6 protein-coding genes are annotated in these 6,800 nt (G+C 43.7%); 3 read left to right on the top strand and 3 right to left on the bottom strand.

Annotation, left to right across the window (positions count from 1 at the left end):
- Nucleotides 1-50: 50 nt before the first annotated feature.
- Both rsgA and EO95_RS03945 read right to left on the bottom strand, forming a co-directional pair.
- Nucleotides 51-1,148: a ribosome small subunit-dependent GTPase A gene (gene rsgA, locus EO95_RS03940; RefSeq protein WP_048132382.1), complete on the bottom strand. Its 1,098-nt coding sequence runs from the start codon at nt 1,146-1,148 to the stop codon at nt 51-53.
- A gap of 80 nt (nt 1,149-1,228) precedes the next feature.
- Nucleotides 1,229-1,726 carry a Holliday junction resolvase-like protein gene (locus tag EO95_RS03945; RefSeq protein ID WP_235282849.1) on the bottom strand — a complete coding sequence of 166 codons (498 nt, stop codon included), beginning with the start codon at nt 1,724-1,726 and terminating at the stop codon, nt 1,229-1,231.
- A gap of 281 nt (nt 1,727-2,007) precedes the next feature.
- On the opposite strand from EO95_RS03945, the gene EO95_RS03950 reads away from it, so the two are divergent.
- Nucleotides 2,008-3,054, top strand: a complete 1,047-nt coding sequence (locus EO95_RS03950; protein ID WP_048132385.1) for a hypothetical protein — start codon at nt 2,008-2,010, stop codon at nt 3,052-3,054.
- Nucleotides 3,055-3,930, top strand: coding sequence for a mechanosensitive ion channel family protein (locus EO95_RS03955; RefSeq protein WP_048132387.1), 876 nt, complete (start codon nt 3,055-3,057; stop codon nt 3,928-3,930).
- An 850-nt stretch (nt 3,931-4,780) separates the two neighbouring features.
- Here EO95_RS03955 and EO95_RS03960 read toward each other — a convergent pair.
- Nucleotides 4,781-5,626: a mechanosensitive ion channel family protein gene (locus EO95_RS03960; protein WP_235282850.1), complete on the bottom strand. Its 846-nt coding sequence runs from the start codon at nt 5,624-5,626 to the stop codon at nt 4,781-4,783.
- Nucleotides 5,627-6,031: 405 nt separating this feature from the next.
- Between EO95_RS03960 and EO95_RS03965 the strand changes: the two genes are divergently transcribed.
- Nucleotides 6,032-6,800 (top strand): AzlC family ABC transporter permease (locus EO95_RS03965; protein ID WP_048132391.1); only part of this gene is annotated, 769 nt, incomplete at its 3' end.

Genomic DNA, 6,800 nt, shown 5'->3' on the forward strand with positions numbered 1-6,800 from the left:
AGTCCGTCTCGTGGGCTCGGAGATGTGTATAAGAGACAGTTGCCTTCATCTTATGGCTTCCCCTTAAATTTCTTATACTTTTTTATGGTCACTGCAATTTCCCTGTATTTTTCTTTCTCAAGCCGCTTCAGGCCGATTTCGGATTTTTTCGACTGGAATATGAGTTCGTCGGTTAACCTGTGATAGCTGTCCAGCCGCTCCTCCGGAATAAGCCCTTCCTTTACTGCCTTCAGGACAGCACAGCCAGGTTCATCATGGTGGGTGCAGTCTTTGAACCTGCAGCTGTGGGCTGCATGGACAATATCGGGAAACGCTTTTTCAAGGCCGTCAGAAGAGTCTCCAAGCTGGATTTCCCTGATCCCCGGGTTATCTATAACAATTGCGCCGTTGGGAAGCAGGAACAGCTGGCGGACTGTGGTTGTGTGCCTTCCTTTCTCATCGTCTTTTCGGATATCCGCGGTTTTCTGGATAGCTTCATCGAAAAAAGCGTTGATAAGCGTGGATTTTCCAACGCCGGAGGAACCTATAAGTGCCACTGTTTCCCCGGGGTTGAGATAAGGACTGAGTGCATCAAGCCCGTCTTTTGAAAGGGCACTTAAAGGAATAACCGGAACGTCCCCTGCAATAGACTGTATTTTTTCTGTTATCAGGACAGGGTCATCCGCAAGGTCGATTTTGTTCAGCAAAATTACCGGGCTTGCCCCGGAGGAATACACAACGGTAAGATACCTTTCAAGCCTTCGAAGGTTAAGGTCTTTTCCCACTGAAGTTACAATAAAGATAGTATCAAGATTTGCAGCAAGCACCTGCTCCCCGCTCCCATCCCCCGGAGCCCCTCTTGACAGGCAGGTCCTTCTGGGGAGGATATTCACAATTATGCGTGAGCCCAGTTCCGGCTGGTCCAGTAAAACTACAAAATCCCCTACTACCGGTTGTTTGCCAATTCGCAGGAGTGCCCCGGAAATTCCTGCCTGTACGACAGCACCTGGAATCAGAATTTCACAGACCGTTTTATGCCGGGATACGACTCTTCCGGCAATGTATGGACCTTTGTAGGCAGAAAATGCTGATTCAAGCTCTTCATTCCAGCCGGGAACACGATTCATGGAATTATGACCCATACTTTCCGTTTCATGTCGGTCATTCATCGAATAGAACTATCAATTTTACACGGATAAAACTATTGATTTTTATAAAGCGGTCCGGGAAAAAAGTTAACAAAAGTGAATTATTCCCGGTTGTGAATGATCTCATAACTGACCTTTCCTCTGTTGATGCACTCCCTGACAAGCTTTTCTCTCGGGGAAAGAGCACAGGTTTTTCCTGATTTCACCTCAACAAAGACCACCTTATTCATTTCTCCTTCGGAAAGGCCGTCAAAGATAATGAAGTCCACAGGGGTGCCGAGGAATCTCGCGTCCTTGGGGTTGTATTCGAATTCGGGGAAATAAGGGATCAGGTGTTCCGTGACCTTGCCGCGGATTACGGCTTCGCTTTTCTTTACGGCGTCCTGGCGGATTTTTTTCTCCTCGTCAAGCTTCCAGGTCCTGAAGAGAGTGTCAGCTTTTTCGGAGACCTGACGTTCCATCTCCCGGGTCTGCCAGGCTTCATACAGGTCTCTTGCATGGGATTCTACCCTGCCTTTCAATTTGATGTATTTAATGAGCAGGTAAACTATAAGGAGAGCAAGAAAAAAGATAAGAGTTGAAATCATCCAGTCATCCACAGCTATTTCTCCTGAAAGGGGATGGGGTTTTCAATTGAGTAAATAAAGTGAGGAGTAAATTTTTAAGAATAAATTTCAGACTCTATAAATGGCTATAAATATTTAAAAGTTCCAGCCGAATTTCGTTTCCACTAAATTAGTACCTTAAAGATTCCTGTGACTACCTTAAAAAGTCCTGCGACTACCTTAAAGAGTCCTGTTCCTGAAAATAACTTAATTCTGGCAAAAATATCAGCAGTATCTATTAAGTACAATACAGGGAATATAAAATAGGGGATACAGTGGGGACTCAGCACAGCGGCTCTGAAGAAAACGGTTTCGTCGAGGTTCTCGGACTGCGGGACGAAATTGGAGAAATACAGGCGTCAATTGCTGATTATGAGATAGGGAAAAAACTGAATATAGCCATAGTAGCCGGGACTCTTGCAGGAAAGACTACTCTGCTTGGTGAAATAGAGAAGATAAATTTAAGCAGGGCTACAGGAATCACTTTTTCCGAAATTGTCCGGGACAGAAAGGAGATTTCCCTTCCGGATGACGCTAAAAGAATAGCTCTCTTTGACAACTGCCACTATCTGTACATGAGAAAACCCGGCGGTTTTGACATATTTTATGAGTTTCTGGACATGATAAGCTCTCAGGAAAGGCTATTCATCACTACCTGGAACCTTTATTCCTGGAGATACTTAAACGAAGCCTTCGGACTCGAGAGGTATTTTCCGGTACAGATCTTCATCCCTGCCTTCGAGAAAGAAAATCTCAGGCTCTTTATCTTCAAAAGGTATGGAAAAGCGGAGATCAGATTTTATAACGGTAAAGAGTCCGAAGAAGAGCCTCTCATATACATTGTAAAATATCCGCTTGAGTTTTCCTCGCTGGGCAGGAAAATCCTCATCCCGGTCCCGAAAATAAACACCCCTTACCTTAAGAGCCGCCTCCTGAATAAGAAAGAAACACAAACTGCTGAAGACCGGGTATTTGAAAAGATCTACCAGGAATCAAAAGGCAACCCCGGCATTGCATGGAAGATCTGGGAGCTTGGGCTTGATTATCCCCGGATACAGCCTGAAGATGTAGGGCAGTTTTCATTTGATATAGAGCTTGAATACGAAGAAGCCTTTGTTTTAAGCCTGATCCTTTCATACCAGGCTCTGGAAAAAGCCGAAATTGCCGAAATGATAGGTTCTGCATTCAGAACGGATGAAATTATCTTCAGGCTTCTAAATCAGGAACTAATTTTTAAAGATGAAGTCGGTTCCTTCCGTGTCAGGCCTGAAGCCCTGCACAGCGTCGTTGCTTATATGGAAAAACTGAGGCTGGTGTGGTAAATGGCAAATGGAGACACAAGTGCGCAGCAATTTCTGGAAACCATCAGGTCTATAGATACTCAAACCCTCATAACTATGTTCCTGATTTTTTCTATTGCCTATGTGCTCGGCAGGGTTATTACCATACTTTTATCAAAGCTTTCGGAAAAAATGAACCAAAGTGGAAGGGTAAAAGTAAAACTGATTATCCCTGTGGTAAAGTTTGTAATCTATATTGTGGCGTTTTATTATATTTTTAGGCAAATATTCATAATTTTCGGGCCGGAACTGTTCCTCCTTACAGGGCTTCTGGGTGCAGCCATCGGTTTTGGAGTTAAAGACCTTTTTGCAGACTTTGTCGGAGGAATTGTAATTACATTTGAAAAACCGTACCAGATAGGGGATAAAATCGCCCTTGGAAATTATTATGGTGAAGTCACTGATATAGGGCTAAGGGCAACGAAATTGGTCACCCCGGATGATAATACTGTCACGGCTCCGAATAGCCTGATATTCAATGAAAGTGTTGCCAGTGGAAATTATGGGGCTTCGGAAATGATGGTTGTAATAGACCTGTATATTGCAGGAGAGTCAGATGTAGAGCCTGCAATGAGGATCTTGCGGGAAGCAGTTGTAAGCTCTAAATATGTTTACATCTCAAAAAAAAGACCTGTTACCCTGCTGCACAAAGCTCTTCCGTTTTATACCAGGTTAAGGGCTAAAGCATATGTAAATGATCTAAGAGATGAATTCAAGTTTGAATCCGATGTACACACAAGAACCTGGATAGAATTCCAGAAGAATGGGATCAGGCCTCCACAACTCCATATCCTCAACATTCCTCCAATAGAGGAAAACAGTGACTCAAATGCTACGACCCGGAGAAATTCCAGTTAAATACAGTAGCTCGGAAAGGTTCCGAATTCAATACGGATTTTCGGAGGAATCTCGAGCTTTGAGCCCATTTTATGCAGTTCTTTATTTTATGTAGTTCTTCAAACCTTTAGCCCGGCAACATGAAGTTCTGTTTCCTTTTCCTCTGATTGGCTAATGAATTGAAATGTGCAGGAACCAGAAAAATCTGACGAAAAATCCTGGCAGTCTCCTATTAATCTTTTGATATTATCCAGAACGTTGGAAATAGTATTTCCGGATTATTTTCCCCTACCACACAGGGCTGTAACCGGCCTTCTGCCAGGTAAAAAAAGAACTGAAGAAATAATCCTGCATGTCCGATAAATACTTCCATTTACCCCCAGAAACCGGTTTTAAATTCATGCATTATCGGATGCCTCCGCCAACTTGTCTGGCGGCCCTGAAAAAACAGCAGAAAACAGCAGAAAACAGCAGAAAACAGCAGAAAACAGCAGAAAGTTATCAGTTTCCCTAGTCACTTTTACATGTTAATTTCTTAAAGGAGTCCTTAGTCGTTTTTACTTGTTACTTTTATCTCTTCTTCTTCTTCTTCTTCTGTCTTCCTATTTTTTGTAAGGCCGCTCTCCTGCGTCGAGCGTAACAGGAACGACTCGTTAAGGCGAATAAGGTTGTATTGGTCATGAATATTTATTATTCAGACCACTTGACATAGCGAATCTCACTGCTACAATCCATCAATTAGTCCTCTTGAGCGCAGCGAAAAGGACCGCGTACTCCCGAGTCTCAATTCGGGCGAGTCTCAATTCGGGCGAGTCTCAATTCGGGGAGTGAAACTCCCTACTATCTATAAATATATGTGCTGTTTCGCACCTCATCCTTTATCCGGAGACTTCATAAGATCGATACTCGTAGCGGTTCCCACCATAATATCCTCTTCTTTTTCCAGAGCTTCAAGGATGTTTGAGATCAGAAGGTGGCTGATTGCTCTCCTTTTTCTGGGATCTACTACATACCTCAACCGCATTTCGATCCAGTTTTCCTGCATCTTCGTGTAGAGTTTTGTCTGCACATCATAGGTTGTAATAAAGTATTTTTCTCCCATGAGAAGGAGCTCCTTCTGCGCCAGATCCTCGAACTCTACTACGATCGGACCTGCGGTTTTGAGGGCAATTTCTTCGGCTTTTTTCCAGTTACTGCCGTAAATCAGCAAAATCCGGATTTCATCCCAGATGAAGGAATAGTCCTTCGTATAGTTTTTAATCGTCTGGTTGAGGACAAAACTGTTCGGGATATGGAGAATCCTGCCAGTGTACTGGTCTGCGTCCACCCATTCCTTGATTTCCATAACTGTGGTGCTGAAACTCCCTATATCCAGCACATCCCCTGTACTGTCTCCTACCTGAATTCGGTCTCCTGCTTTAAAGGGATGAGATATGATTATGAGAATTCCTCCGGCTATGCTCCTCAGAAGGTCCTGAAGGGCGATTGCAACTCCGGCACTCAGGATCCCATAAGCGATAAGCAGTGTGCTGGTCCTCTCAACCCAGATTGCAAAAAGGGAGGCAAAAACAAGTACTGTGATGAGGATAGATACCGTTTTCCTCAGGGTGTATCTGTCTTTGGAAGCGGAAACTCTTCTCAGGATAAGATTTCCGGTAAGGGAATTTATTATATAGGCTAGAAAAACTACAATTAAAGAGGTAAGAAGAGCGTCCAATAGAGACCGATCCTCGACGATATAAAAGTCAGTCAGATACCGGATATATGCAATAAAAAGTATCAAAAACAGCAGGATAAAAACATTCAGTCTTTGGAGAACCCCCATGTAATAAAATATGAGGTTATTTATATATCAATGTGGTCAGACCTTACGAACCAATTCAATTCAATTAAAAACCCGTCTGTGCGGTTGAAGACTAAGCTTTAATTTGATCGAAATCGGTCAGTTCCAGCCTTGAAGGGGAGCTTGAAAGGCTCTTCCAAATCACAATAAATCATCAAGTTTTGCCTTAATCTGACAATAATTATTATTTTTTTTCATTACATTTAAATATAATAAATACAATTTATGTTTTTCATTCTTCAGGAAAAATTACGGAAAAAGGGTAACAGAAGAGATAGTATGACTGAAAAGGAGGTAAAAAGGCACGAAATAAGGGAAGGTAATATGAACCTTTTCATGAGTGCCCTCAAGACCACGGTTCCTGTATTTCTCGGATACATACCCCTCGGAATGGCTTTTGGATTCCTGCTTAACGGTGCCGGATATCACTGGATTTATGCTTTCCTGATGAGCCTTTTTATTTATGCGGGATCAGGCCAGTTTCTGGCAGTAGCTTTACTTGCTGCAGGGGCGGGGCTTACTGAGTTTGTTATAGCTACCCTGCTCCTGAACCTCAGGCACTCCTTTTACGGGCTGTCCCTGCTGGAAAAGTTTTCCGGGGTTGGGAAGGTCAAGCCATACCTTATCTTTGCATTAACTGACGAGACCTATGCCCTTCTGACCACAACCGAAGTTCCGGCAGGCGGGTCAAAGGCAAGGTTTTACTTCTATATTGCAGCCCTTGACCACCTCTACTGGATCACAGGGTCGGTACTCGGAGCAGTGCTTGGCTCCATGCTGGACCTCAATCTCGAGGGCATGGCTTTTGTGCTGACTGCACTTTTTGTGGTGCTGACCATAGAGCAGTATTTCAATTCCAGCGTACGCTTCCCCTTCGTAGCCGCGGTGGGCGCAGGAGCCACCTCCCTTATACTCTTCAGTCCTGACAACATGCTGTTGATCTCGATTATCCTGGGAACTCTGGTTCTGATGGGCAGGGAAAAGCTGGTGCAGGGAAATATGAGTGTAAATAAAGGAATAAGGCAGGCTCATACACAGGCTCATGCAC

This window comes from Methanosarcina sp. 1.H.T.1A.1 (assembly GCF_000979295.1).
In the GTDB taxonomy this organism is placed as follows: domain Archaea; phylum Halobacteriota; class Methanosarcinia; order Methanosarcinales; family Methanosarcinaceae; genus Methanosarcina.

Bases quoted from the DNA above. Each gene is read 5' to 3' on its own strand.
- rsgA (WP_048132382.1), bottom strand. From the start codon at position 1,148: ATGAATGACCGACATGAAACGGAAAGTATGGGTCATAATTCCATGAAT.
- EO95_RS03955 (WP_048132387.1), top strand. From the start codon at position 3,055: ATGGCAAATGGAGACACAAGTGCGCAGCAATTTCTGGAAACCATCAGG.